General features: G+C 62.8%; 17 protein-coding genes. 8 read left to right on the plus strand and 9 right to left on the minus strand.

The window, feature by feature from the left end:
* Positions 1-16: 16 nt before the first annotated feature.
* Genes ACR9Y2_RS32725 through ACR9Y2_RS32735 form a run of 3 tightly spaced genes read right to left on the minus strand, consistent with a single transcriptional unit; the run spans position 17 to position 2,195 of the window.
* Positions 17-508, minus strand: coding sequence for a MogA/MoaB family molybdenum cofactor biosynthesis protein (locus tag ACR9Y2_RS32725; RefSeq protein WP_435046086.1), 492 nt, complete (start codon positions 506-508; stop codon positions 17-19).
* Positions 509-519: 11 nt separating this feature from the next.
* A complete protein-coding gene (moaC, locus tag ACR9Y2_RS32730; RefSeq protein WP_435046087.1) occupies positions 520-984 on the minus strand; it encodes a cyclic pyranopterin monophosphate synthase MoaC in 465 nt (154 codons plus the stop codon).
* On the minus strand, positions 981-2,195 hold the full coding sequence (locus ACR9Y2_RS32735) for a molybdopterin molybdotransferase MoeA (RefSeq protein WP_435046088.1): 1,215 nt from the start codon (positions 2,193-2,195) through the stop codon (positions 981-983). Before ACR9Y2_RS32735 ends, moaC begins: the two co-directional genes overlap by 4 nt.
* A 20-nt stretch (positions 2,196-2,215) precedes the next feature.
* Between ACR9Y2_RS32735 and ACR9Y2_RS32740 the strand changes: the two genes are divergently transcribed.
* The 3 genes from ACR9Y2_RS32740 to ACR9Y2_RS32750 are packed head-to-tail and all read left to right on the plus strand — an operon-like array spanning position 2,216 to position 6,230.
* On the plus strand, positions 2,216-3,595 hold the full coding sequence (locus tag ACR9Y2_RS32740) for an amidase (RefSeq protein WP_435046089.1): 1,380 nt from the start codon (positions 2,216-2,218) through the stop codon (positions 3,593-3,595).
* A complete protein-coding gene (locus ACR9Y2_RS32745) occupies positions 3,535-4,815 on the plus strand; it encodes a M16 family metallopeptidase (protein ID WP_435046090.1) in 1,281 nt (426 codons plus the stop codon). Before ACR9Y2_RS32740 ends, ACR9Y2_RS32745 begins: the two co-directional genes overlap by 61 nt.
* A complete protein-coding gene (locus tag ACR9Y2_RS32750) occupies positions 4,812-6,230 on the plus strand; it encodes a M16 family metallopeptidase (RefSeq protein ID WP_435046091.1) in 1,419 nt (472 codons plus the stop codon). Before ACR9Y2_RS32745 ends, ACR9Y2_RS32750 begins: the two co-directional genes overlap by 4 nt.
* 69 nt (positions 6,231-6,299) lie before the next feature.
* Here ACR9Y2_RS32750 and ACR9Y2_RS32755 read toward each other — a convergent pair whose 3' ends face one another.
* The 6 genes from ACR9Y2_RS32755 to ACR9Y2_RS32780 form a co-directional block, all read right to left on the minus strand.
* Positions 6,300-6,938 (minus strand): NF038129 family PEP-CTERM protein, encoded by a 639-nt coding sequence (locus ACR9Y2_RS32755; RefSeq protein WP_435046092.1) that lies wholly within the window; start codon positions 6,936-6,938, stop codon positions 6,300-6,302.
* A gap of 13 nt (positions 6,939-6,951) precedes the next feature.
* A complete protein-coding gene (locus tag ACR9Y2_RS32760) occupies positions 6,952-7,407 on the minus strand; it encodes a hypothetical protein (protein ID WP_435046093.1) in 456 nt (151 codons plus the stop codon).
* A 56-nt stretch (positions 7,408-7,463) separates the two neighbouring features.
* The gene (locus ACR9Y2_RS32765; protein ID WP_435046094.1) at positions 7,464-9,809 is read right to left on the minus strand and encodes a choice-of-anchor L domain-containing protein; all 2,346 of its coding nucleotides are present in this window, start codon (positions 9,807-9,809) and stop codon (positions 7,464-7,466) included.
* A gap of 260 nt (positions 9,810-10,069) precedes the next feature.
* The gene (locus ACR9Y2_RS32770) at positions 10,070-11,320 is read right to left on the minus strand and encodes an enolase C-terminal domain-like protein (protein ID WP_435046095.1); all 1,251 of its coding nucleotides are present in this window, start codon (positions 11,318-11,320) and stop codon (positions 10,070-10,072) included.
* Complete coding sequence (locus ACR9Y2_RS32775; protein ID WP_435046096.1) at positions 11,299-12,108, minus strand: 50S ribosomal protein L11 methyltransferase; 810 nt, start codon at positions 12,106-12,108, stop codon at positions 11,299-11,301. Before ACR9Y2_RS32775 ends, ACR9Y2_RS32770 begins: the two co-directional genes overlap by 22 nt.
* A gap of 10 nt (positions 12,109-12,118) precedes the next feature.
* Entirely contained in the window at positions 12,119-13,708 is a 1,590-nt protein-coding gene (locus ACR9Y2_RS32780; protein WP_435046097.1) for a long-chain-fatty-acid--CoA ligase, read from the minus strand.
* 287 nt (positions 13,709-13,995) lie between these two features.
* Between ACR9Y2_RS32780 and ACR9Y2_RS32785 the strand changes: the two genes are divergently transcribed.
* The 5 genes from ACR9Y2_RS32785 to ACR9Y2_RS32805 all read left to right on the plus strand — a co-directional run bounded on the left by ACR9Y2_RS32785 (position 13,996) and on the right by ACR9Y2_RS32805 (position 22,927).
* Positions 13,996-15,798 carry a gamma-glutamyltransferase family protein gene (locus ACR9Y2_RS32785; protein ID WP_435046098.1) on the plus strand — a complete coding sequence of 601 codons (1,803 nt, stop codon included), beginning with the start codon at positions 13,996-13,998 and terminating at the stop codon, positions 15,796-15,798.
* A 39-nt stretch (positions 15,799-15,837) separates the two neighbouring features.
* On the plus strand, positions 15,838-16,635 hold the full coding sequence (locus ACR9Y2_RS32790; RefSeq protein ID WP_435046099.1) for a class I SAM-dependent methyltransferase: 798 nt from the start codon (positions 15,838-15,840) through the stop codon (positions 16,633-16,635).
* A 91-nt stretch (positions 16,636-16,726) separates the two neighbouring features.
* Positions 16,727-17,464: an MBL fold metallo-hydrolase gene (locus ACR9Y2_RS32795; RefSeq protein WP_435046100.1), complete on the plus strand. Its 738-nt coding sequence runs from the start codon at positions 16,727-16,729 to the stop codon at positions 17,462-17,464.
* Between the two features lie 163 nt (positions 17,465-17,627).
* Positions 17,628-20,975, plus strand: a complete 3,348-nt coding sequence (locus ACR9Y2_RS32800) for a carboxypeptidase regulatory-like domain-containing protein (RefSeq protein ID WP_435046101.1) — start codon at positions 17,628-17,630, stop codon at positions 20,973-20,975.
* Positions 20,976-21,160: 185 nt separating this feature from the next.
* On the plus strand, positions 21,161-22,927 hold the full coding sequence (locus ACR9Y2_RS32805) for a hypothetical protein (RefSeq protein WP_435046102.1): 1,767 nt from the start codon (positions 21,161-21,163) through the stop codon (positions 22,925-22,927).

Raw genomic sequence — 22,927 nt, forward strand, 5'->3', positions numbered from 1 at the left:
TTGGATGCTTCAGGACCTACCGGCGTTTCGACTCGTCTGTGCCCGCTTCGGGATGGGCCGTGTGGCCCGCCAGCAATTCCACAATGTGGGGCACGAGATCCAAGATAGCATCCATCGACTGCCTCGCCCCCTTCGGCGACCCCGGCACGTTCACAATCAGACACTGTCCCCTCGTTCCAGCCACCGCCCGCGACAAAACGGCCCTCCGCGTATACTTTAAACCCGCCGCCCGCATCATCTCGCCCAATCCGGGCAACTCCTTCTCCAGTACGGCTTTAGTTGCCTCCGGAGTCACATCCCGCGGAGCCACCCCCGTGCCGCCTGTCGTCAGGATCAGCTCGCACCGCCCACTCCACTCCACCAGCGCCGCACTGATCTGCTCCGCCTCGTCCGGCAACGCCTGCCGGTGCACCACCGTCCAGCCCTGCGACTCGCACAGCCCGGCCAGTTCCGGTCCCGACAGGTCCACCCGTGTCCCGGCACAAGTAGAATCCGAAATAGTCAGCACCACCGCCCGCATCACCGCTTGTAGTGCCCCGACTTCCCGCCCGTCTTCTCCACCAGCTCAATCCGCTCGATGGTAATAGACTTGTCGAGGGCTTTCGTCATGTCATAGATCGTCAACGCCGCCACGCTCACCGCCGTCAAAGCCTCCATCTCCACACCGGTCTGCGAAGTCGTGGAAACCGTCGCCTCCACCGCGATCCCGTCTTTCTTCACCTTGACGTCCACATCCACGTGCGACAGCGCCAGCGGATGACACAGCGGAATCAGCTCGTGGGTTCGTTTCGCAGCCATCACTCCGGCGATCCGCGCCACTTCCAGCGGATTCCCCTTCGGATTCTCTGGCAGCGCCTTCAGCACCGCCGCCTTCATCCGTACAAACCCCCGAGCCCTGGCCGTCCGCTTAGTCGCCGTCTTTTCACTGACGTCCACCATGCGCGCCACGCCCGCATCGTCGTAATGCGACAGCTTCTTCTTCATCGCGCCATCACTCCAATCCATTCGCCCGCCGCATATTCGGGCTTTTCCGGATCCGACACCAGATACACGTTCGCCCGCGTCAGCGCCGCGATATCGCCCGACCCAGACCAGCCCACCGGCGTCAACAGCCCCTCCGCATCCAATCGCGCCGGCAGGAATCGCGTCAACCCCGTCTTCTGCCGGAACGGAGCCTTCAGCCTCGCGCCCGTCACCGCCAGCGCCGGCTCCACAATCCCGCCCAACAACTCCAGCGCCGCCCGCGCGAAGATCTCGAAACACACCATCGTCGACGCCGGATTGCCCGGCAAGCCAAAGAAGAACGTGCCCCGGGCTTGGCCGAACACGCACGGTTGCCCCGGTTGGATCAGCACCCGGTCAAAGTGCATCTGTGCGCCGAAACTCTGCAGCGCCGTCTCCACCAGATCGTACTTCCCGGCCGAGACGCCGCCCGACAGCAGCAGTAGGTCGCACTCCAGCCCTTCGGCAATCAACGACTTTGTCGTTTCCAACTCATCCGCGGCCACCGGCAGGATCACCGCCTCGCCTCCGGCCCGCATCACCTGCGCCGCCAGCGACCAGGAATTCGAGTTCCTGATCTGGTGCGGCTCCGGCTCTGCTTCCAACTCCACCAGTTCATCGCCCGTGGCCAGAATCGCCACCCGCGGCCGCTTATAAACCGAGACCTCCGCCTGGCCAATCGAAGCCAGCAGAGCAATCTCCGCATACCCCAGCCGGGTGCCCGGATTCAGGATCAGCGCCCCCGCCATTGCGTCCCGCCCCTGCGGATTCACGTTCGCGCCCATCTCCAGCGCCTTCGGGATCTCCACCTGGTCGCCGTTCACCGTCACGTGCTCGATCATCACCACCGTATCGGCGCCATCGGGCACTGATGCGCCGGTCATGATCTCCACCGCTTCGCCCGGCTCCACCCGGCAGTTCACCGGCTGTCCCGCCCGCACCTCGCCCACGATCGTGAATGTGCCCGGCAGGTCCGCCGCCCGCACTGCAAACCCATCGCGCATCGAGCGCGGTTCCGGTGGATAATCGCGATCCGCGAAAGCCGGCTCGGCCAGCACTCGGCCCCCGGCCTGTTCCAACGGCAAAATCTCTACCTGTGGAGTGATCCGCGCCGCCCGCACGCGGGCCAGCACCTCACTCCGCGCCTTCAGAAAAGAAAGGGCTTCCACATTGCCCAGTGTAGCAGTGGCCATCCACTTGCTACCCTGTTGAAATGCCCGAATTGCTGGGACTCACAGAGATGGCGGATGCGATCGCGCAAGGCTCCATCTCCCCCCTCGAACTCACCAGCATTCACCTCAACGCCATCGAGGCCAAAAACCCGCGCATCAATGCCTTCATCGAGATCTACGCGGAGCAGGCTCGCACCCAGGCCCGCGGCCCCCTCAGCGGCCCGCTCGCCGGGGTCCCCGTCACCGTCAAAGACTCCTTCGACATCGCCGGCCGCGTCACCAACTGCGGCAGCCTGCTGCGCCGCGACGCCATCGCCGCCCGCCACTCCACCGCCGTCGAACGCCTGCTCGACGCCGGCGCCATCCTCATCGGCAAAACCTCCACACCCGAGTTCCTCTACTACTACGAGACCGACAACCGCCTCATCGGCCGCACCAATCACCCCTGTGACGAAACCCGCACCAGCGGCGGCAGCAGTGGAGGCGAAGCCGCGGCCATCGCCTCGGGTATGTCGGCCGGAGGCGTCGGCAGCGACGGAGGCGGCTCCATTCGCGAACCCGCCCACTTCTGCGGCATCTGCGGACTCAAACCCACCCCCGGCCGCGTCGGCGCCGGCGGACACTGGCCGGAAATCGCCCACCCCACCGGCTTCATGGGCGTCGCCGGACCCATGGCCCGCACCGCCGCCGATGTCCGCCTTCTCTTCGAAGTCCTGTCCGGCTACGACCCCCGCGACCCCTTCTCCGCGCCCGTCCCCCTCCAGGCCCAGCCCTCGCGACATGCCCGCATCTTCGTCATTACCGGCTACCGCACCCAGCCTGCCTGCGCCCAGGCCGCCGAAAAGGCCGCCATGCTCCTGGGCGATCTCGGCCACTCCGTCGAAGAGTTCCCCTTCGCCCTCATCGAAAACGCCCACGAACTTTGGCGCCTGCTCTTCGTCGACTACCTCACCCCAGGCATCCGCGACATGGTCAGGGGCAGGGAAGACGAGTGCGCCTGGACCGGCCTCGAGCTCACCCGCTATGCCCGCGAAACCATCGATGCCCCCCGCCTCGCGAAGATTCTGCTGGAACGCGATCGCATGCGCGCCTGCCTCCTCGAATTTCTGGGTACCGACTCCGTCCTGATCGCGCCCGCCTTCGGAGTCACGGCCTACCCCCATCGCCAGTGCCCCATGGACCTCATGGACGCCATCCGCCCTGTCTCCCCCTGGAACCTGCTGGGCATGCCCGCCCTGGTCATCCCCATGCTCACTACGCCTGAAGGTATGCCCGCCGGCGTCCAACTCATTGGCGCCCCCTGGACCGATGAATTACTGCTGGACCTTGGGGTCCGGCTCGAAACTGCAAGAGGAAGCAGATGGCTGACGCAAAGATCTTTGCCTACGACTACGACCAACACGACTACCCCAACGGTCTGAGACTCATCACCGTCCCCGCGCCCTACCCCCAGGTAGTCAGCCTCTACATCGTGGTGCAGGCCGGCTCGCGCAATGAAGTGGAAGAGGGCCGCAGCGGCTTCGCCCATTTCTTCGAACATATGATGTTCCGCGGCACCCCCACCTTTCCCCCGGAACGCTACGAGGCCGTCCTCCAGGAGACCGGAGCCTCCTCCAACGCCTACACCGACGACGACCGCACCGTCTATCACACCACCCTGACCAAAGAGGATTTCGAAACCCTCCTCGCCATGGAAGCCGATCGCTTCCAACACCTCGACTACCCCCTCGAAGGCTTCCAGACCGAAGCCCTGGCCGTTCTCGGCGAGTACAACAAGGACAGCACCGAGCCCATCAATAAGCTCATGGAAGTCCTGCGCGACACCGCCTTCGACGCCCATACCTACAAACACACCACCATGGGCTTCCTGCGCGACATCGAGCAGATGCCGCAAATGTACGACTACAGCCGCACGTTCTTCGACCGCTTCTACCGCCCCGAATACACCACCCTCATCGTCGCCGGCGATGTCGACCCCGCCGTAGTCCGCGCCCAGGTCGAACGCCACTGGGGCGCCTGGCAGCGCGGCAATTACATCTGTACCCCCGCCGTGGAGCCCGCCCAGTCCGCTCCCCGCGCAGCCCACATCCCCTGGCCCACCCACACACTGCCCTATCTCCTCATCGCGCACCATTCACCGGCCTATAACGACGAAGCCATCGACGGCGCCGCCCTCGACCTCATCAGCTTCCTCGGCTTCTCCGAAAGCGCGCCGCTCTACGAAAAACTCGTCATCGAGGATCAGAGCGTCGACCTCCTCTGGGCCAGCAACTCAGACCACGTCGACCCTTACCTCTTCACGGTCATGGCCCGCGTCAAAGAGGATTCCATGTTTCCCGCCGTCCGCCAATCCATCCTCGACACCCTCCACGGCTTCACCCAGGCCCCCATCGACAACGCGCTCCTGGCCAACGTGAAAAGCCACCTCCGCTACCGCTTCGCCCTCAGCCTCGATAACAGCGAAGCCATCGCCTCCACCCTCGCCCACTACGTCTCACTGCGCCGCACGCCCGAGACCATCAACCGCCTCTACCATCTCTACGAGCAGGTCACCCCCCAGATCCTCCAAAGCGTCGCCGCCCGCTACTTTCACCCCAACGGCCGCACCATCGTCACGCTCGCCAATGGAGACGCGCAGTGAAGTTCATCACTCTCCCCGACACCACTCCGCTCATCAGCCTCCGCGTTGTCTTCCAGACCGGAGCCTCCCAGGATCCCCCCGCCCAGGGCGGCGCCGCCTGGATGACCGCCATGATGCTCGCCGGCGGGGGCAGCCGCACCCTCACCTATAAGCAGATCCTCGACGCCTTCTTCCCCATGGGCGTCACTGTCGGCTGCCAGGTCGACAAGGAACTCATCACCTTCACCGCCGAAGTCCATGCCGATCACCTCGAGGCGTTCTACGAGATCTTCCGCGGCATGCTGCTCGATCCCGGCTGGCGCGCCGACGACTTCTCGCGCCTCACCGACGACGCCGTCAATATGCTGGAAGTGGAACTGCGCGGCCAGAACGACGAGGAACTCGCCAAGGAAATCCTCTACCAGCGCATCTACCAGGGCCACCCCTACGAACGCCACGACGCCGGCAGCGTCTCCTCCCTGCAAGCCCTCACCCTCGACCAGCTCAAGGCCTTCTACCTGGCTGAATTCGCCTCCTCCAACCTCATCATCGCCCTCGGCGGCGGCTATCCCCAGGGCTTCGAACAGCGCCTGCGCAAGGACTTCTCCACCCTCCCGCTGCGCGCCCGCGCCGCGGTCGAAATCCCACCCGCGCCGCCTGTCTCCGAAACTGAACTCTATCTCCTGGAGAAACCCGCCCGTGGCGTCGCCATCTCCCTGGGCTTTCCCATCGATGTGCGCCGCGGCCACCCCGACTACCCGGCCCTCCTGCTCGCCACCTCCGCTCTGGGCCAGCACCGCATGAGCAGCGGCCGCCTCTTCACCCGCATGCGCCAGCACCGCGGCCTCAACTACGGCGACTACGCCTACATCGAGTACTTTCCCGGAGGCATGTATACCCTCCAGCCCAGCCCCAATCACGCCCGCGCCCACGATATCTTCCAGCTCTGGATTCGCCCCGTCGATCGCGAACAGTCCCTCTTCGCCCTCCGCCTCGCCCTGCACGAACTTGAGCGCTTCGTCACCACAGGCCTGACGCAGGACGAGTTCCAACGCGCCCGCAGCTTCCTCTCGAAATACGTCAACCTGTTGCTGAAAACGAAATCGGAAGAGCTCGGTTATGCGGTGGACAGTGCCTACTACGGCATCCCGTCCTATCCCGAATACGTGCGGACAGGACTCTCGCAACTCACCCTGGAGGAAGTCAACGCCGCCATCCGCCGCCACCTTCGCTACGACCGCCTGCGCATCGTCGCCGTCGGCGAAGGCATGCAGGATTTTCGCGACGCCATCCTGGAGAACCGCGTCTCGCCCATGACCTACAATTCACCCAAGCCCGAAGAGATTCTCGAGGAAGACAAACTCGTCCAGCAGCGGCCCGTTCCCGTCCGCGCCGAAGCTATCACCGTGGCCTCCGCAGCCGAAGCCTTCGCCTGACCTCTGTAACTGCAAATGAGAGGTGGCCGGCAGCCCGATACCTACGCCCCCGGCCACCTCTACAGGGCCTTACCGCCTCCTCGGCCGCAAGGCCAACAGCCCGAGCCCCAATAGGCAGATGATCCCAGTCGTTGGCTCGGGAACACCCTGCAGGTCCGCCACGGGCGCGCCCAACACCGGGTCGTCGCCCACGGCAAGCCCCTGATACACACTGATGACCGGCGGCGTCTTCAGATCGACAAACACCAGTTCGTTCGCCATGCCCGTCGTCGATACTTCCCACATCGAACCGTTCAGGATCGCGAAGGAAAATGCGTCCGGCGTCGGCGCCACATAGACGCCCGTCAGCGTCACCTGGAACGTCAGCAGGCTGCCCGGCACAAACGGCTGGTAGAACGTGTTGAAGAACGACGTATCGTTCATCACCACGCTGCTCGACAGGTCGCCCGTCACCCCGCCTGCCACCGTCGCCGCGCCGCTCGCCGACCCTCCTCCAAAGGTGAACGTATCAATCGTCACCATGTTGTTGATGAGGCCGTCCCCGTCCACGAGCTGGAACTCAATCGAGTACGGCCCGGTTACCCCCGTCATCAGCGGTGTCGTGTCGATACTCACCAGAATCACGGCGGCCTGCGAAGGCACTGCCAGTAACAACAGCAGCAACGCGCCCGCGGCCGCCTGGGCCATCAAATTTCTATATGCCGACATCAATTCCTCCAAATCATTTCAGCTTGATATTGTTTGCTTTGAGAACCTGCTTCAAATCCTCCACGCCGTGCTCACACACGACATGGTCGGTCGCGCCATACCCCGTGCCGCCTTCCAGCCGGTACAGCATCAGATCCCCCGGCAACGGTCCACCCAGCGGAGCCAGCAGCGCCATAACCCGCACCCGCCGGCCTTCCATCTCCAACAGCGCCGGTTCGGGATAGATCACCTCCACCGCGGCCGCCTTTCGCTCCACTGCCTGAATCCTGTCCGGAGTCACCATCAGCAGCCGCCGGTCCTTCGCGCCTGCCAGCAATCGCTCGCATTCACGCTGCACCGCGTCCGCCGCCGCACCGGTGAGTGTCCGCGTCTGGCCCTTCTCGTGCACCAGCACACGTACACCCTCCGCCGCCCGAGCCGGTCCGGCGGTCAACCACACGCACCCGAATAGAAGCAGAAACCAGTTCACAAATTCCTTCAGAAGAGGGCGCCGTGACGGTCCGCGACGCCCCTCCAGGCACAGAACTATTTGTTGATCACGATCTTGTCCAGCAGGATTGCCGTGTCGTAGATGCTGTCACCCACGTCACCCGCCGCGAAGGTCAGCGTCACCGGCTTGCCCTCGTTGGCTGTCGCAATCGCCGCCACGTTCAACGACGCCGTCTTCCAGCCGTTGCTGTACGCATCACCCCGGTCAAAGCTGAACGGCACCTTGTAAGTGGCCCCACAGATGGAGTCCACGTTCACATACATCAGGTTCGTCGTCCCCGTCTCTGTTGTCACCGACACCCGGAAGTAGTCCTGATACTGCGATCCGCACCACTCCTTGAACTCTTCCGAAGTGAAGTTCCAACTGAACGTCAGCGTCTTCGCCTCCTTCGGCATGCAGACCTTCTGGCTGATCTGGCCCGACGACGTGGTGTAGCCCAGCCCCGTCGAGATGATCCCCATCTGGACACCATCCTGGGGATAGAAATAGCCGCCCAGTTGGGTGACCACGCGCCCGTCGCCCGCCGCCGTCCAGGCGCCCAGGTTGCCGGTCTCGAAATCACCGTTCTGCAGCTCATTCCCCAACCCCGCTTCCAGGTTGGTCGCGCCCGTCATCTTCCACTCCGCCGGCGGCGTGTTGCCGTCCTTCAACCCGGCCGTGAACGACTCACCCGTGGTCACCAGGTTCGTCGAATCCAGCACCCACTTGTTGAAGAAGTCGTTCGTTCTCGCAGTGGCAAACGACGCGAACACATAGTCGCTGTACGCCAGGTACGTCTTCGCCCCCGCGCCCGTGAACGCGTTCGCCATCGTGCTGTTGTAGAACGAACGGCACGCGTTGATGAACACCAGGCTCGACGGCATCCCGCTGTTGTAATAGCTGATGAACGAAGGCAGAATCGCATAGTACGCGCTGCCGCCCGTCAGGATGGCAATTCGGCCCTTCTTCAAATCGGTCTGGTACGTCACCTTGTTGGCGGCTGTGGCCGTCTGGCCCGTCAGGATCACCACCTGCGCGCCCCACGAACTCCAGCCGAATTCGTCCTCCCACAGATTCAGAATCCCGTTGTAGTACGTGTCTCCATGCCCGTAGTGAATGTAGACGCCGTAGTTCTTCAGCAACTTGAACGCGTCCACCGTCACCGCCCCATCCTTCAGCCACGTCACGTCATACTTCGGACACGTCGATCCTTCGAAAAGCGTCTTCATGCTCGCGTTCGCGTCAACGCCCGAAAGGTCCGACCAGAACGGCGACAGCAGCAATACCTTCTTGTTGCCCACTTCGACATTGCCCGCGCTGGCCATCGACACCGGCGCCTTCATGCCAAACGCGCCTTGCGCCGTCAACTGCGCCTGCTCCTGCGCCGGGCCGCCCAGCGTTCCTTCCGGATTCAACATCAGGCCGCCCAGGATCCCACCCTTGTACACAATCCAGATCCCGTTGTCTCCTCCCGAGAATCCAGCTTGGTCCACCGTCCCGTCCGCCAGAATCCGGTTCAACGTATCCTGCAGCGCTCCGTTCTTGCCCAGCGTCCCCACCTTATCGGTGAAGTTCTTCAACGCATTCTGCTGCATTGTGGTCAGCGCGCTGAACTCCGCATCCGAAATCGGCTTGTACGCCAGCACCGTGAACATGCCGGAGAACTCCGTCGCCCCGCCGTCCACCGACTTCACCTTCAGCCGGTACGTCTCCTCCGCCACTGAACTCATGGCCACAATCGCCGAGAAGATGCCGTCACCCTGAATCTCATCGCCGTTCGCCAGCGCGCCATTGTCGTACATCGTCCCAATCGTCCCAATCACGTTGTTGCCGGCATCCACCCGCACCACTGTCACCGCCGGCTTGGGTGAGCCCGACGGGTAGGGCACCAGTGCCCGCATGGTTACATTCGTCGGCGTGTTGATCGGGAACCCGTCCGGCGATACCGTGATCCCGCTGATCGGCTCCAGCGTCGCCAGTCCCGCAAACACCCGGCCCGTGTAGCCAATCGATGCATACGAGGGATTCGTGAACTGCAACACCACCGCCGCCGTCTCGCCCGGCATCAACGTGTTGTCCGATCCAACATTCACCGTCAGCGTGGGTGCCGTCGCCAGCGCCCCCGCACAGCCCGCCGCACCCGCTGAGTTCGCCAGCGTCACCCCACTGGTCAGGCCCTGGAGCGCAAAGTACACCGGCCCTTGCACCACCGTCGCTCCGTTGTTCTTGAATGTGACCGTCTGAATGAACTTGCCACTCCGCCGGTCCAACCTGTAACCGCTTCGCGTCGCACCGACCTTCGCCGTTACTTCCGCGCTGCAATCAATCGCAGCCGCAAGCGGCATTGTGGCCAGGACGCCGAGTACGCCCGCCCACACTACGAGAGAACGAGTAAATCGCACAGATACCTCCGAATCGAGCAACCACTGGCTCAGATCCTAGGCTTCGTCCTCAACTGATTCAAGGACGGGACGGTTAACTCCAGTACGCTTAACTCCACATTGGCCGTTCCGCCGCCTACACCTGCGGCACGCCCTGCCATTGCGTGGCATTTGCTGTGGAATCATCCATCCAGACCGGTGAATGTAGAATTGTGCTACACGCCGTTAGGCTCCCCCCAAGAGGGGGTGTCCGGACGCCTGATTTGCGGACGTAGTGGACCCTACACTTTGAAGAGCGTCTTCTTCTCCACCCGCGCCTCGTCAAATTCGATCCCGAACCCCGGTCCGTCCGGCAGCGCAATCCGCGCCTGCACCGGCATCATCTGGTTCTTCTCAAACCAGTAGTACGACCGCATCTTCGTGATCAGATACTCCGCCCGCGGGCACACCGCCGGGCTCTGCGAAGCAATCACATGCAGCGCCGCGTGGATACTGTGTCCGTGCGGCAACACCTGCGCGTCATACAACGAAGCAATGCCGCAGATCTTCACCAGCTCGCTCAAGCCCCCACACCACTCCGGATCCGCCTGCACCACCGAAATCGCACCCGACTCCAGATACCGCTTCGTCTCCCACCGCCCGTAGAAATGCTCACCCGACGCAATCGGGATCGACGTCGCCTTGTGCAGCGCCACAAACGACTCCAGCTTGTCCGGATTGAACGCCTCTTCCAGCCACCGTGGATGATACTTCTCCACCTGCTTCGCCCACGCGATCGCGTAATCCAGCGACCAGCCCGAGTACACGTCGAACATCAGCTCGACATTCTCGCCCACCGCCTCACGCAGCGTCCGCACCAGCGCGACATTCTTCTCCAGTCCTTCGTCCCCGTCGCCCGGCCCGTACGCCAGAAACCATTTCTGGTGCCTGTAGCCCGCTGCCTTCAACTCCTGCGCCTTGCGAAACGCCGGCTCCAACTCCACCGAGAACCCCAGGCACGACCCGTAGACTTCCACATCCGCCCGCGTCGGCCCGCCCAGCAGCCGGTACACCGGCGTCTTGTAATACCGCCCCCGCAGATCCCACAGGCAGTTGTCCACCGCCGAGATCCCCATCAGGAACAAGCCCGCCCGCGCATGACGGTTCGATCGCCACATCTGGTCCCACAGCGCTTCCCCGGCCAGCGCGTCCTTGCCCATCACGAACGGCTTGATCTGCGTTTCGATGACGAGCGCCGCTTCCTGGTCCACCGGTCCATACCAGCCCTCCAACCCATCGGCGGTCTTGATGTTCAGGTAGATCGCATTCACAGCCGACTCGCGCTGCGCCTGCGGATTGTCCTTGTACGGCTTCGGCCGCAAGGCGTCATACACGTGCGTCGCCTGCACCTGGTACTGGCCGTCCTGGCCCGGCGTCACCATCCGCCGGCCCGCCAGCCGCCACATCTCGACGGCCGATATCCTCGAAGCCGCCGGAGCCGCCATCAGGGCCGGCGCGCTCGCCAGCACACTCAGGAAATGTCTTCGTTCCATAGGACCAGGCACACCCATTCGTTCTTCTCGATCGTCTCCACCAGCTCGAATCCGTGGCCCTTCATCGCCGCCCGCACCCGCCCCGCATGACGGTCCGGAAAGCCCGAAAGGATCAGGCAGCGCCGCGCCACCCGCGCATACTCACCCGCCAGCGTCTCGTGCGTCACCGCATTGATATTCGCCACCAGCAGATCCACTGATTGCGACCGCACTGCCCGCGTCGACCCCGCAAACACATGCGGCGGCAGCCCATCGGTCAATAGATTCCGGTAAGCCACGGCAATCGAGTCATACTCGATGTCGCAGCCCGCCACATGCCGCGCGCCCAGCAACGCTGCCGCGGCCATCAGGATCCCTGTGCCGGCGCCCACGTCCAGCACCACCGCCGCCCGCGGCAGATGCTTCTCCAACGCTTCCAGACAAAGCTGCGTCGCCGGATGGTCGCCTGTCCCCAACGCCTGCCCCGGATGAATCGTCAATCGCATCCGTCCGCGCGGCGTCGGATCCTCGTCCCACTCCGGAGCCAGGTACAACTTCTTCCCGATCTCGAACGGCTGCCACGCCTGCCGCGACGCCTGCTCCCAGTCGATCTCCTGGTCCGCCTCGATCCGCGGCTGGAATGGCGCAAACCGCTGCAGCAGCCCTGTGGGGTCGTCGAACCATGCCCGCAGCTGGCAGCGCGCTCCAGGCAGCGACTCCTCCTGGATTCCACTCGCGCCTTCCTCCCATAACTCCGAGGAGAGCAGCTCCGCGTCTTGCTCCGGACACTCGAGGAATAACGAATACATTGTGATCGGGCTAACCTTGTACCCGCTTCTCTTTATCAGACCAGAATCTCTCGCGCAAGATCAGCTTCCGGATCTTGCCGGTGCCGGTCTTCGGCAGCGGTTCGTCGATGAACTCGCAAATGCGCGGCAGCTTGAACTTGCCCAGCCGCGTTTTCAGGAATACCATCAGCGCTTCTTCGTCCAGCTCGTACCCCTGCTTGATCGAGATCACCGCCGCCGGCACCTCGCCCCACTCCTCATCCGGAGCCGCCACCACTGCGCACTCCAGCACCGCCTCGTGCATGCAGATCGCCCGCTCCACCTCGATCGAGGAAATGTTCTCGCCGCCGCTGATGATGATCTCTTTCTTGCGGTCGACAATGTGGATATAGCCTTCTTCGTCCCACACCGCCATATCGCCCGTGTGGAACCAGTTGTTGCGCACCACGGCTTCCGTCGCGCCCGGCTCCCGGTAGTAGCCCGCCATGATGTGGTCGCCCTGCGCCACCACTTCCCCAATCGTCTGCCCGTCCTGCGGCACAGGCTTGTCGTACAGGTCCATCACCTGCACCCGCACGCCCAGCACCGGCCAGCCCGCCATCGCCTGCCGCCGCCACCGGTCCTGGTCGTCCGCATACACCACCGTGGACTTCTGCCGCGCGCACGTCAGCACCGGGCACGTCTCGCTCAACCCATACCCGGCCCGCACATCGCAGTGGAACACCGCTTCCAGCCGCGACACCAGCTCCGGCGAAGCCGCCGCGCCACCCAGCATGATCACCTTCATGCTGTCCAACTTGTACTTGCCCAGCTCCGGCGAATTCAGCAGCATGTTGGCCATCGTCGGCACCAGGCTCATCTCCGTCGCCTTGTGCTCCTGGATCAACCCGAACACCGTCACCGGATCGAACCGCCGCACCATCACCTGCTTGAAGCCGTTCATCGTCGAACACTGCGGCTTGCCCCAGCCGTTCGCATGGAACAGCGGAATCGTGTGCAGGTCCACCGTGTAGTTCGGATCCTGCGCCAGGTTCAGCACCCCCAACGCATGCAGGTACAAATTGCGGTGCGTCAGCATCACGCCCTTCGGTGTGCCCGTGCTGCCGCTCGTGTAGAACAACTCCGCCACCGCGTTCTCGTCCACCGAGAAGATGTCGGGCTCTTCCACGCGTCCATCCGCCAGCAGCGCTTCATACGCGCAATCGGCCAGCGCATGCCCGTCGTCCAGCGACACCCACCGCTCCACCGTCGGGCAGTGCGGCTTCAGCAGTTCCACCAGGCAGGCGAAATCGTTCTCGAACAACAGGACCTTCACGCCTGCATGATTCAGAATCGTGGTCAGTTCACCCGAAGAAAGCCGCACATTCAACGGCATGACGATCGCGCCCGCCTGGATCACGCCGTAATAGCCTTCCAGCAGCTTGTGCGTGTTGAAACTCAGGTAGGCCACCCGGTCCCCAGCCACGACCCCGTGCTTCGGCAGCGCTGTCCCCAGCCGCTGGCACCGTTCCGCGAACTGCTGATACGTGAACGACAGCGGGCCACAGACCACACCGGTCTTCTGCCCAAACAAGTCCTGCGCCCTTTGCAGGCAGCGCAGCGGAGTGAGGGGCACATTCATGGGGCGCCTCCAAGGCGTGAATTCGAGCCGCGGGCTCGCATGGGAACTTCCAACCGGTCGCGCTCAATAGTAATCGGCGCAGCTCATATAATAGCCGCATTTCTCACACACCAGCTTGCACTTATGAGGAGTCAGCCGCGACGAGCACACCGGACACCACAACATCGGTTCGTCAGCATCCCCAGCCGCCTGCTCCCGCTCCTCGCCCTCGCGCCCCGGCTCAAATTCCATTCGAACAGTGTAACCCCACGGCCCATGCATCCGGCCCGCTATACTGGCCAGATCCGATGCTGAAGAACCTTCTCGTAGTCTTCGCCGCATGGACAGCCCTCCTCCCCGCGCAGCGGCCCACCATCCCCGTCCGCTACTCCGCCCGCGGTCTCCACGGCGCCGTTGCCGCCGGTTCCGACTATGCCACCGAGGCCGGCCTCCGCATCCTCCACCGCGGCGGCAATGCCGTCGATGCCGGTGTCGCCGCCACCCTCGCCGCGGCTGTCACCGAATACTCCCACTTCGGCTTCGGCGGGGAAGCCCCCATCCTCATCCGCACCGCCCAGGGCAAGGTCTACAGCATCGCCGGCGTCGGCACCATGCCCAAAGCCGCCACCTTCGACTACTTCCTGAAACGCAAACTCAAGACCGAGGAAGTCTACGAAATCGAGGAGAACGGCCTGGATCACATGCTGCCCACCGCCGGCCTGCACGCCGCGCTCGTCCCAGGCATGGTCGACGCCGTCCTCGTCGCCCTCCAGGAATTCGGCTCCCTCACCTTCGCTGAAGTCGCCCAGCCCGCCCTGGAGCTCGCCCAGTCCTCACCCATCGACGAGCCCCGCGTCCGCGAAATCCAGGCCACCCGTCACATCCTCGCCCTCTGGCCCACCTCCCGGGCCGTCTTCCTGCCCGATGGCAAAGTGCCCCGGCCCGGCGATCTCTTCCGCCAGCCCGACCTCGCCCGCACCCTGCAGGCCATGATCGCCGCCGAAAAAGGACCCTCCCGCAAACAGGCCATCGAAGCCGTTCGCAATTTCTTCTACCGCGGCGACATCGCCCGCCGCATCGGCGACTTCTCCAAGGCCAATGGCGGCCTCCTCCGCTACGAAGACTTCGCCGCCTTTCACCTCGCCCCCGAAGAACCCGTCTCCGGCAACTATCACGGCTACACCGTCTATAAGCCCGGTTTCTGGTCCCAAGGGCCGTCGATGATCGAAGCCCTCAACATCCTCGGACTCCAGGACCTCACCCGGTTTGGCTGGAATTCGCCGGAATACATCCACAATTCCGTCGAAGCCCTGAAACTCGCCTACGCCGATCGCGACACCTGGTATGGCGACCCGAAGTTCACACCGGAACCTCGCGAACTTCTGTCCCTCGACTACGCCCGCCAGCGCGCCCAACTCATCGGCCCGAAAGCTTCCGCCGAATTCCGGCCCGGCCTGCTCAACGGCAAAACCGGCGAACATCCCTCCGCCCACGCCGGCAAAGTCGCCAACATCGACGACGCCCTCATGCAGCGCGACACCACCTGCGTCACCGCCGCCGACAAGGACGGCATCGTGTTCTCTTCCACACCCTCCGGAGCCTGGACCCCCGCCGTCATCGCCGGCGACACCGGCATTCCCCTCACCCAGCGCGCCCAGAGCTTCCTTCTCATCGCCGGCCACCCCAATGCAGTCGCCGGAGGCAAGCGGCCCCGCGTCACCCTCAGCCCGACGCTTGTGACTTTCCAGGGCAAACCCTACCTCGCCTTGGCCACCCCCGGCGGCGACAACCAGGAGCAGTCGCTCCTGCAGGTGATGCTCGATATCCTCGACTTCGGCATGAACCCCCAGCAGGCTGTGGAAGCCGCCCGCTACCAGACCCGCCACCTCGTCTCGAGCTTCGACAATCACTCCATGAGTCCGGCCGATCTCATCCTTGACGAACGCATGGGCCAGGCAGCGCAAAAGGACCTGATGCAACGCGGCCACCGCGTCGAAGTCCGTTCGCGCTACGGAAGCGGAGCCGCCCCCGTCGCCATCCGCATCCGCCCCAACGGCGTCATCGAAGCCGGAGCCGACCCCTACGGCTACCGGTCGGCTGTGGCCTGGTAGCCACACCATTCGTCCACCGGCCAGTGGGACAATGGAGGTATGCTCGACCCGGCGGTGTTCGAATTCTACGACCTCTACGACGAGGACACCCGCCTGTCTACCCCCGCCGGCCAGTTCGAATTCACCCGTACCCTCGACATCCTCGCCCGCCATCTGCCGCCCCCTCCCGCTCGCATTCTCGACATCGGCGGAGCCACCGGACCCTACTCGGAAGCCCTTGCTGCTCAAGGCTATGAAACCCATCTGCTCGATCCCATCCCGCGCCACATCGAAAAAGCGTCCCGCCGCCGCGGTATCGCCAGCGCCACCCAGGGCGACGCCCGCCGCCTGCCCTGGTCCGGCAACCAGGCCGACGCCATCCTATTGATGGGGCCCCTCTACCACTTGTCCGAGCCCGCCGCCCGCCAGACCGCCCTGCTCGAGGCCCGCCGCGTTCTCAAGCGCGGTGGCATTCTCGCCGCCGCCGCCATCGGCCGCTTCACCGCCTTTCTCGACGGCCTCAACCGCGGCTTTATCGACGACCCGCTTTTCCAGCCCATCATATTGAAAACAATCGACTCCGGTATCCACGAGAACAACACCGGCGACCCCTCCTACTTCACTTCCGCCCACTACCACCTGCCCTCCGAACTGCGCCTCGAAATCGAGCGCGGCGGCTTTGTCGACCCCCAGATCTTTGGCGTCGAAGGGCCCGCCTATGTCGCGCCCGATCTAGAAGCGCGCTGGCGCGATCCCATCCGCCGCGCGTTTCTCCTCGAGGTTCTGCGCCGCCTCGAACGCGAAGAGACCCTGCTCGGTGCCAGCCAGCACCTTTTGGCCATCGCCCATAAACCCTGACCGATTTACCTCTATCCTCTTTCCGGACTTTCTGTTAGCCTACCCATACTTCGGCGTGCGGATTTTTCCGTCGCCTTTTCTGGAGGATTCAATGCAGATTCTGCCCGGCCTCTATTGCCTGGGGGACAACAGCGGCGGCCAGGTCCGCTCCTACCTGATCGATGACGGCAATGGCCTGATTCTCATCGACACGCTGCTGGACAAAACAGGCAAACTCGTACTGGAAGAATTGGCAAAGATCGGCAAAAAGCCGTCGGATGTCAAAGCCATCATCCAGACGCATGCCCACCAGTCCCACTTCGGAGGCCTCGCTGCTTTGAAGAAAGCGACCGGCGCCAGGGTCTATTCCCATCTCTGGGAGGCCGATATCCTGGCTGGCCGTAAGAAGGTCCAGGTGCCGCCGACCACCACGCTTTGGCCGCAGAAGCCGCTGAAGATCTACTACCTGCAAGCCGCGTTCGTGCTCGGGTTAGGCGTCCCGCCGCCCTGCGAAGTGGACGAAAACATCAAGGACGGCGACCACGTCGGCCCGCTCACCGTCATGGGTGCTCCCGGCCATACGCCCGGCAGCCTCACCTTCTATTGGCCCGAAAAAAAGGCCCTCATCGCCGGCGACATCGTGACCACCTGGCCCGAAGTCGCTCTCGGATGGCCCCAAATTACCCTGGACAATAAGCAGAATCGTGAATCGGTCGGGAAATTGTCCGACATGGTTCACGCCGAGGTGCTCTGTGTCGGACATGGAGATCCCATCATCCGAGGCGCCGCCGACACCATGAAGGACTTGGTAGCCGGGCGTCCCGCGAAACCTGACATCTTCCAGCGCTGAAGCCGCCATAGCGAATGAATCGGTTCATATAGAATAGCAACGATTCAGACGGGTTTGTCCTAAGAATATTAAATCGTCCGTTTGAGCTAGTCTATTCATGCACTTATCCCTTGATTCGGGTTCCGTTGCCTGCTACAGTCTCGTGACACAGGGGTAAATCTTAATGACCTTCAATAGATTGACCTTGGCATTCAGCCTTGGCCTTCTTGCCCTGCCGATCGGCATTCAAGGGCAGACAATCACAGGCGCCATCACTGGATCGGTAACGGATCCCAGCGGTTCGATCATCCCGAACGCGAAAGTGACGGCAACCAACAAGGGGACCAATATCTCCTCAGAAACGCAGACGAACGAGTCAGGATTCTATAACCTGCCGTTCCTGCCCATCGGAGATTACACCCTCAGCATCTCCGTATCGGGGTTCAAGAAATCCACGCTTGGGCCCTTCAAGCTCGAAGTCAACCAGATCGCTCGCGTGGATGTGAAAATGGAGGTCGGCGACACTACTCAAACCGTTGAGGTGAAAGATGTTGCCCCCATCCTGCAGACGGAATCGACGGCCACCGGCGACTCCCTCAGCGCCTCGAAACTCACCGCGTTGCCGCTCAACGGCCGCAACTTCGCCAGCCTGACCCTGCTGATCCCCGGCGCCATCAGCACCAGTCCCAACGCGATGAATACGTCGGGCCGGTTCCAGGGCAGTGGCAGCCGTCCCCAGGTGAACGGCAACCGCGAGCAGACCAACAACTTCCTGCTCGACGGTATCGACGTGAACGATTCCATCGACAACCGCATCGGCTATCAGCCCAGTGTCGACGCCCTCGAAGAAGTGAAGGTGATCACTGGCAACGGCGGCGCCGAGTTCGGTAATGTCGGCGGCGCGATCGTCAATATGTCGATCAAGAGCGGCACTAATCAGTACCACGGCAATGTGTTCGAATTTCTCCGGAATGACAAGCTGGATTCCAATGGGTTCTTCCGCAATAAGAACCTGACGCCCCGCGCGCCGTTCCGCCGCAACATCTTCGGCGGCACCTTCGGCGGTCCCATCAAGAAGGATAAGGCTTTCTTCTTCATGGATTATGAGGGGACCGAGCAGCGCTCCAGCGGCGCTTCCACCGCCAGCGTGGCCAAGGCGGCCTGGCGTACCGGCGACCTCAGCGATTGGCTGAAACTGTCCACACCCCAGCTTGTTCGCGATCCCAATACCGGCGCGATCCTGACCGACCGCACCCCGTTCCCGAACAACCAGATCCCGGCTTCCCGCATCACCAATCCCGTGGCCAAGAAGCTGTTCAGCGACCCCCTCTACTACCCGCTGCCCAACCAGGCCGGCTCAGGCACACTGGGGATTACGAGCAACTACCTGGCCAGCACCGCCAGCCTGACCAAGAACCATCAGGCCGACGTCAAGCTGGACTACCGCCTCAGCGACAAAGACAACATCAGTGGCCGCTGGTCCATCGGCCGTTATGAGAGCTACACCAGCCTGAACCCCCTCATCGAACAGATGGGCGGCGGCACCACCGGTCCCACGCAGACCGCGGTGATCAACTGGAACCGTACCTTCACGACAACGATCGTCAACGAATTCCGCGTCGGCTTCAGCCGCATCGGCATCGATGACAACGTGGTCGACTGGTCGGGCAAGCTCACCAAAGGCAATGCCGATTTCGGCATCGGCGGCGGCCAGCCCATTCCCGGACTTAGCTCCATCTCCCTGGGTGACGGCCTCACCGGTATCGGCAGTATTGCTTCCATCGGCTCCACGATGGACAACAAGTATCAGTACTTCGACAACCTGACCTGGGTGAAGGGCCGCCATCTGATCAAGATGGGCGGTTCGGCCGTGCGTTATCAACAGAATCGCTACTACGCCGGCAACAACGGCGCGCTGGGCTCGTTCACCTATGGGAACGTGTACTCTGGCGTCAACTACGGCGACTTCCTGCTCAACGCACTGAGCGCCAAAGGCCGTGGCAGCGTCACCGGCAAGTGGGGCCACCGCAGCTGGAGATCGTCCATATTCTTCCAGGACGACTACAAACTGCGCTCGGACTTCACCCTGAACCTCGGCATCCGCTGGGAATATGCCCAGCCTATCTACGAGGTGGCCGACCGCCAGGTCAACATCGACACCTACACCGGCAAGCTGCTCTATGCCGGCAAGGACGGCAACAGCCGAGCCCTGTATCGTCCCTATTACAAGCAGTTCCAGCCCCGTCTCGGCTTCGCCTGGACGCCCGGCATGCTGCACAACAAGATGGTGATGCGCGCCGGTTATGCGTTTACCAGCTTCATGGAAGGCACCGGCGCCAACCTGCGGCTGCCGCTCAACCCGCCGTTCTTCCTGGAATCGAACGTCACCTACGACACCCGCACCCCCAGCGACATCGCCATCGGTTTCACCGATGTGGCCGCGACAGGCGTGCTCAGCGGACCCCGCACCGGCTCCGCCCCGTTCTATCAGGGCCGCGCCTGGGATCAGGACCTGAAACCGCAGTTCACCCAGCAGTACAACTTCTCGCTGGAATATCAGGTTTCCAACACCTGGTCGCTGACCGGCGCGTATGTCGGACAGAAGGGCTCGCACCTGGTTGTGCCGCACGAAGCCAATCAGGCCCTGGCCGGCACCGGCGCGTTCGCCAGCTGGGCGAATATCAACGACCGCCGTCCGCTGGTCGGTGTGTTGCCCAACGTCGGCAACATCGCGTTGACCGAGGGCTCCGCGCGCAGCAGTTACAACGCTTTACAGATGAGCACCCGCAAGCGCCTCAGCCAGGGCTTCGAGTTCCTGGGCAGCTACACGTATTCCAAGACGATGATGGACAACCTGGGCTACTACGGTTGTGGCAGCGTCAATTCTGACGGCGCTTACTGGCAGAATGCATACGACCGGCTCGCCAACCGCGGCCCGGCCTGCTTCGACGCCAGAAACAACTTTACGCTGGGCGGGCTCTACAACCTGCCTGTCGGCAAAGGACAGAAGTGGGGCTCCAGCCTGAACAAAGTGGCCGATCTCATCGTCGGCGGCTGGAATCTGAACTACTTCTTCTCAGCCCACTCCGGCTTCCCGGTGACGATCACAGCTCGTGACAACACCGGCCAGGCCGCCCGCGGCAACGTTCGTGCGATGCGCTACCGGAATTTTGTCGTCCAGGGCACCCGCTCCGTCGACACCTTCTTCGGTACCGGCATCGTGTTCTGCGGCGACGGCATCAACGATGGCACCTGCGCTTACGGGCAGGGCGCCAACGGGCAGTTCGGCTCGGCCGGCGTCGGCACCGAACGCGCACCGAGCTTCTTCAACATGGATGCTTCCATCGGCAAGAAGTTCAACGTCACCGAGCGGCAGTACTTCGACTTCCGCATGGAAATGTTTAATGCGCTTAATCATGTGAGCTGGGGACCCCCTGCTCGCGCGATCAACACGCCGGCCACATTTGGGCAGATCACGGGCCAGATTCAGAACCCGCGGAACATCCAGTTCGGCCTGAAGTACTACTTCTAGACGGAACACACCGCAAGCAGCCGGCGCCGCACCCGCGTGGTACGGCGCCGGTTCCGTTTTTGACGGTGTTTTGGCGCTTAAAATTACTTGACACTGTCAAGTAGTTTTGTTGCTTTGGTCAACCAACAAAGAATGCATGGATTCTGAAACGGGATGAGTGTACTCTTCACACTCAGAGAGACGCCGTGCCTTACTACCCCATTCGCAAGACCACGATCTTTGCCCAGGACCCCAGCATCCAGGTGGGAGGGAAGATCGTCCGGACACAGATCGAAATTCCCAATGAAGAGTTGGAGCCGGGACCGCGCGGTTATCGGGTTCAGGTTGTCGACTACGACTCCACCACCAACACTCTCTACAGAACCCTGCCTAAACCGGTGAACCATGCTGAGGATTTGCCGGAGGACCCGTTCGCTGCGATGACGGATGCGCAGTTGCTGGCGAGCCCGGATTTCCATGCGATGAACGTCTATGCGATTGTGATGCGGACGTTGTCGCGCTTCGAATTTGCGCTGGGGCGGCGGGTGTCGTGGAGTTTCCAGGGGCATCAATTGCAGGTGGCTCCGCATGCCTTTGCGGATGCGAATGCGTTCTACTCGCCGGATGACCAGGCCCTGATGTTCGGCTATTTTCCGAAGGTCAAAACGAAGGGCTATGTGTTCGGCTGCCTGGCGCACGATGTGATTGCGCACGAGACGACGCATGCGTTGCTGGATGGGTTGAGGGAGCGCTTCACTGATCCGTCGTCGCCGGAGCAGGCCGGTTTTCACGAAGGATTCGCCGATATTGTGGCGATCCTGAGCGTTTTCTCGATGCGCGACGTGGTGGCGAAGGTGCTGGATCCGACGGGGCGCCGCGTGATGATGAACGCCTCGAATGTCACGTTGAAGGCCCTGCGGGAGTCGATTCTGACGGGGCTGGCGGAGCAGTTTGGTGAGGAGCTTTCGGGCATTCGCGGCAATGCGCTGCGGCGTTCGGTGACGCTGTTGCCGGGCCAGGATTATCTGCACGATCCGGAGTTTGCAGAGCCGCACCGGCGCGGGGAAGTGCTGGTGGCGGCGATCATCAATGTCTTTCTGGAAGTGTGGGTGGCGCGTATGCAGCCCTACATTCACCCGGACAAGACGCTGGACCGCAAGCGCGCCGTGGAAGAGGGGGCCGAGGTTGCGGACCACCTGTTGACCATCTGTGTCCGCGCGATTGATTACTGTCCGCCGACCGATCTCGAGTTCTGCGATTTCGCCAGCGCGCTGCTGACGGCCGACTGGGAGATGTATCCGAAAGACCTGAAGTACAGGTTCCGCGAACAACTCTTCAAGTCCTTCAACGCCTATGGGATTGTGCCGACGTCGAAAGGTGAGCGCGAGCCGGGCACGTGGGATCCGCCGCCGGAAGGGGACAAGGAGCACCGCGTGGTGTATGACCGCACACACTTCGAGGAGATGAAGTGCGACTACGACGAGGTGTTCCGCTTCATCTGGGAGAACCGCAGGGCGTTCAAGTTGAACGAGGATGCCTATACGCGGGTGCAGTCGGTGCGGCCGTGCGTGCGCGTGGGCGATGACGGGTTCACGCTGCGCGAGACGGTGGTGGAGTACATCCAGCAGTTGACGATCCGGGCGCGCGAGTTGAAGCGGCTGAAGATTGAGAAACCGGAGGGCATGCCGAAGGATTTGGAAGTGACGCTGTACGGCGGCAACGCGATGATCTTCGACCAGTTCGGGCGGCTGAAGTACAACGTGGGCAATTCGATCTTCAATGCGGAGCGGCAGACGCGGCGGCTGAAGTACCTGTGGCAGTACGGGTTCTTCAAGCCGGGGTCGTCTAAGCTGCGGCGCTTTGCGGGGATGCACCGGAAGAGGATGTCGGGGTGGGGCCAGGCGGGTGGCGCGGCGCTAGCCGATTGGACGGCGCACGAAGAGCATGTGGAGCAGCCGCAGGAGGCGGAGTAA

The organism is Paludibaculum fermentans (genome assembly GCF_051172195.1).
GTDB classification, from domain to species: domain Bacteria; phylum Acidobacteriota; class Terriglobia; order Bryobacterales; family Bryobacteraceae; genus Paludibaculum; species Paludibaculum fermentans_A.

Excerpts from the sequence above, each read along its gene's own strand:
- moaC (WP_435046087.1), bottom strand. The coding sequence starts at position 984 with ATGAAGAAGAAGCTGTCGCATTACGACGATGCGGGCGTGGCGCGCATG.
- ACR9Y2_RS32735 (WP_435046088.1), bottom strand. The coding sequence starts at position 2,195 with ATGGCCACTGCTACACTGGGCAATGTGGAAGCCCTTTCTTTTCTGAAG.
- ACR9Y2_RS32740 (WP_435046089.1), top strand. The coding sequence starts at position 2,216 with ATGCCCGAATTGCTGGGACTCACAGAGATGGCGGATGCGATCGCGCAA.
- ACR9Y2_RS32745 (WP_435046090.1), top strand. The coding sequence starts at position 3,535 with ATGGCTGACGCAAAGATCTTTGCCTACGACTACGACCAACACGACTAC.
- ACR9Y2_RS32755 (WP_435046092.1), bottom strand. The coding sequence starts at position 6,938 with ATGTCGGCATATAGAAATTTGATGGCCCAGGCGGCCGCGGGCGCGTTG.
- ACR9Y2_RS32770 (WP_435046095.1), bottom strand. The coding sequence starts at position 11,320 with ATGGAACGAAGACATTTCCTGAGTGTGCTGGCGAGCGCGCCGGCCCTG.
- ACR9Y2_RS32775 (WP_435046096.1), bottom strand. The coding sequence starts at position 12,108 with ATGTATTCGTTATTCCTCGAGTGTCCGGAGCAAGACGCGGAGCTGCTC.
- ACR9Y2_RS32780 (WP_435046097.1), bottom strand. The coding sequence starts at position 13,708 with ATGAATGTGCCCCTCACTCCGCTGCGCTGCCTGCAAAGGGCGCAGGAC.
- ACR9Y2_RS32785 (WP_435046098.1), top strand. The coding sequence starts at position 13,996 with ATGCTGAAGAACCTTCTCGTAGTCTTCGCCGCATGGACAGCCCTCCTC.
- ACR9Y2_RS32790 (WP_435046099.1), top strand. The coding sequence starts at position 15,838 with ATGCTCGACCCGGCGGTGTTCGAATTCTACGACCTCTACGACGAGGAC.
- ACR9Y2_RS32795 (WP_435046100.1), top strand. The coding sequence starts at position 16,727 with ATGCAGATTCTGCCCGGCCTCTATTGCCTGGGGGACAACAGCGGCGGC.
- ACR9Y2_RS32800 (WP_435046101.1), top strand. The coding sequence starts at position 17,628 with ATGACCTTCAATAGATTGACCTTGGCATTCAGCCTTGGCCTTCTTGCC.